The sequence below is a fragment of the Pseudomonas sp. HY2-MNA-CIBAN-0224 genome (assembly GCF_040310285.1).
Classification (GTDB): Bacteria; Pseudomonadota; Gammaproteobacteria; order Pseudomonadales; family Pseudomonadaceae; genus Aquipseudomonas; species Aquipseudomonas helleri.
On the sequence record NZ_JBEOPQ010000198.1, the window covers coordinates 1 to 423 of the forward strand.

A 423-nucleotide genomic window follows, 5' to 3' on the forward strand; every position below is an offset into this window, starting at 1 on the left:
GTATTGGGCACTGAGCATTTAACCGAGCATCCGAAGTTTTCAGAACACAGCCGCGAAACCTTTGATGCGGTACTCGACACCGCCAATAAAATCGCCACCCAGCTATTCTTGCCCCATAACCATGTGGCAGATAAAAACGAGCCACAGTTCGATGGCAAAAAAGTCAGCATGATAAGTGACGTAAAAGTTGCCTTTGATGCGTTTCGTGAGTCGGGCTTCATCGCGGGTCGTTATAGCTTTGACGATGGCGGCATGCAATTACCCGAAACGGTTATGACCGCAGTGGCAGGCTATTTTATGGCGGCCAATCCATCAACCACCGCTTATCCATTTTTGACCACTGCCGCCATTAATGTTATCTCGCATTTTGCCAGCGACGAGATTAAAAATGCCTTTATGCCGCGTATGCTAACGGGTGAATTT

1 protein-coding gene is annotated in these 423 nt (G+C 48.0%); it reads left to right on the plus strand.

The features are described 5' to 3' along the window. Positions 1-423: acyl-CoA dehydrogenase family protein (locus tag AAEZ03_RS26010; RefSeq protein WP_350582617.1), on the plus strand; the 423-nt coding region annotated here is incomplete at both ends.